The following is a 2,584-nucleotide window of genomic DNA, read 5'->3' as shown; positions in this document are numbered from 1 at the left end:
GTGGACACTGTGACATTGTCGGATCCATCTCTCTTCCTTTTTTCTCTTATTGGTACCTCCGTATAATCCATGCATTGTCCTCTCTGCCACTATGACGATATCGGGCTCTTTTTCAGTGATCGGTTCCGGGAATATTTTCGCTGCTCCCGCTGCTCTCTGGTGTTCGTCCCTTCCTCGTTCCATCTTGACCCCGCGGCTGAAAAGGCCAGATACGATACCCATGAAAACGATCCCGGCGATGTCGGCTATCGGCGATTTTTGTCCCGGCTTACCCGGCCCTTGCAGGCTTTGGTCCCGGTCGGGAGTCACGGACTCGATTTCGGCTCCGGTCCCGGGCCGACCCTCTCGACCATGCTCGAGGAAGCGGGCTATTGCATGGACATCTACGACAAATATTACGCGCCCGACACGGATCTGCTCACCAGGACGTACGATTTCATCACGGCGACCGAGGTTGTCGAGCATTTGCGTGATCCTGCCGGAGAACTCGAACGGGTGTGGGCATGTTTGCGGCCCGGCGGGGTTCTGGGTATCATGACCAAACTGGTCCTTGGCCGGGATGTTTTTGCCACCTGGCATTATATCCGTGATCCGACCCATATCTCTTTTTTTTCCCGTCCGACGTTTTCCTGGCTGGCAAAGCAGTTGGGCGCAGGGCTGGACTTTGTGGACAAGGACGTCATCTTGCTGCAGAAGCAGGCTCCGGCAGACGGCGTTCCGAACGCCGGTGAGAATCAAACCTTCAACCAACCGGAAGCACATCATCTATGAGCGACGAACCAAACAAGATCATCTATTCCATGGTCCGGGTGACCAAGCACCATGACAAGAAACCCATCATCGAGGACATTTCCCTGTCTTTTTTCTACGGGGCCAAGATTGGAGTGCTCGGCCTCAACGGATCGGGCAAGAGTACGCTTTTGCGGATCATGGCCGGGGAAGATCAGGATTTCGGTGGCGAGATCGTGGCCTCACCCGGATATTCCATCGGATATCTGGAACAGGAGCCCTCGCTTGATCCCGACAAGACCGTGCGCCAGATCGTGGAAGAGGGGGTAGGGGAGACCGTGGCCCTGCTTGAGGAGTTCAATGAAATCAACGCGCGGTTCGCCGAACCCATGTCCGATGACGAGATGACCGCGCTCATCGAACGGCAGGGTGCCGTGCAGGAACTGCTGGACGCGGGGGATGCCTGGGAACTCGATTCCCGTTTGGAGATGGCCATGGATGCCCTGCGTTGTCCCGAATCCGATACACGGATCGGGGTTCTTTCGGGTGGGGAGAAGAGGCGGGTCGCCCTGTGTCGGCTACTCCTCCAAAAACCCGACATTCTGCTGCTGGACGAACCCACGAACCATCTGGACGCTGAATCCGTGGCCTGGTTGGAACACCATCTGCAGCAATATGCGGGGACGGTCATTGCCGTGACCCATGACCGGTATTTTTTGGACAATGTGGCCGGTTGGATTCTGGAACTCGATCGCGGTCGGGGCATTCCCTGGAAAGGGAACTATTCGTCCTGGCTCGAGCAGAAGCAGAATCGGTTGGCCAACGAGGAAAAGCAGGAAAGCGCTCGCCAGAAGACACTCAAAAACGAGCTCGAATGGATACGCATGTCCCCCAAGGGACGGCACGCTAAGTCCAAGGCCAGGATCACGGCCTACGAGTCCCTGGTCGGTCAGGGGAGGCGTGAGAAGGTCAGCGACATGAGTTTGTTCATCCCCCCGGGACCACGGCTCGGGGACATGGTCATCGGGGCGGATCATGTCCGTAAAGGATATGGTGACACGCTGCTGGTGGAAGATATGAGTTTTCTGTTGCCCCCCGGCGGAATCATCGGGGTTATCGGACCCAACGGGGCCGGGAAATCGACCCTGTTCAAGATGATAACCGGCCAGGAGGAACCCGATGGGGGTGCGATCCGGGTGGGCGAATCCGTCTGCCTGGCCTATGTGGATCAGGAACGGGGACGTCTTGATCCTGAAAAGTCTGTCTGGGAAATGGTCTCGGGCGGATCGGACATTTTGAACGTCGGCGGCCGGGAGATCAACTCCCGCGCCTATGTGGGCCGGTTCAATTTTTCCGGAGCGGCCCAACAGAAAAAGGTGGGCATGCTTTCCGGAGGCGAACGCAACCGGTTGCATCTGGCCCTCATGCTCACCCGGGAGGCCAATGTACTCCTGCTCGATGAACCGACCAACGATCTGGACGTGAACACCATAAGGGCACTAGAAGACGGCATCGAAAACTTCCCCGGATGCGCGGTGGTCATCTCCCATGACCGCTGGTTCCTCGATCGTATCGCCACCCACATTTTGGCCTTTGAGGGTGACAGCAGGGTGGTCTGGTTCGAGGGCAACTATTCCGAGTACGAGAAGGACAAGCGCAAACGACTGGGCAAAGATGCTGAGATTCCCAAGAGAATCCGTTATAGGCACCTGACCCGATAGATATTTTGTGGTTGTGCAGGGTAAGATTTTAATCTTACAACATTTTAAAATGTAAGGTTAAATCTGAGTACTGACCAAGAACCTTTGGAAATTGGAAGATTTTAGAACGTAGTATGCCTCTGCAAAAAAAGTCC

2 protein-coding genes are annotated in these 2,584 nt (G+C 55.8%); both read left to right on the top strand.

Going from position 1 to position 2,584, the window contains the following annotated elements:
- Positions 1-69: 69 nt before the first annotated feature.
- Positions 70-771 carry a class I SAM-dependent methyltransferase gene (locus ACY692_RS14815; RefSeq protein ID WP_462326151.1) on the top strand — a complete coding sequence of 234 codons (702 nt, stop codon included), beginning with the start codon at positions 70-72 and terminating at the stop codon, positions 769-771.
- Positions 768-2,450: an energy-dependent translational throttle protein EttA gene (gene ettA / locus ACY692_RS14810; RefSeq protein WP_462326150.1), complete on the top strand. Its 1,683-nt coding sequence runs from the start codon at positions 768-770 to the stop codon at positions 2,448-2,450. The genes ACY692_RS14815 and ettA overlap by 4 nt, the downstream gene beginning before the upstream one ends.
- Positions 2,451-2,584: the final 134 nt, after the last annotated feature.

It is taken from the genome of Desulfoplanes sp., from assembly GCF_054921335.1.
This window is presented reverse-complemented; position numbering and strand designations above follow the sequence as displayed.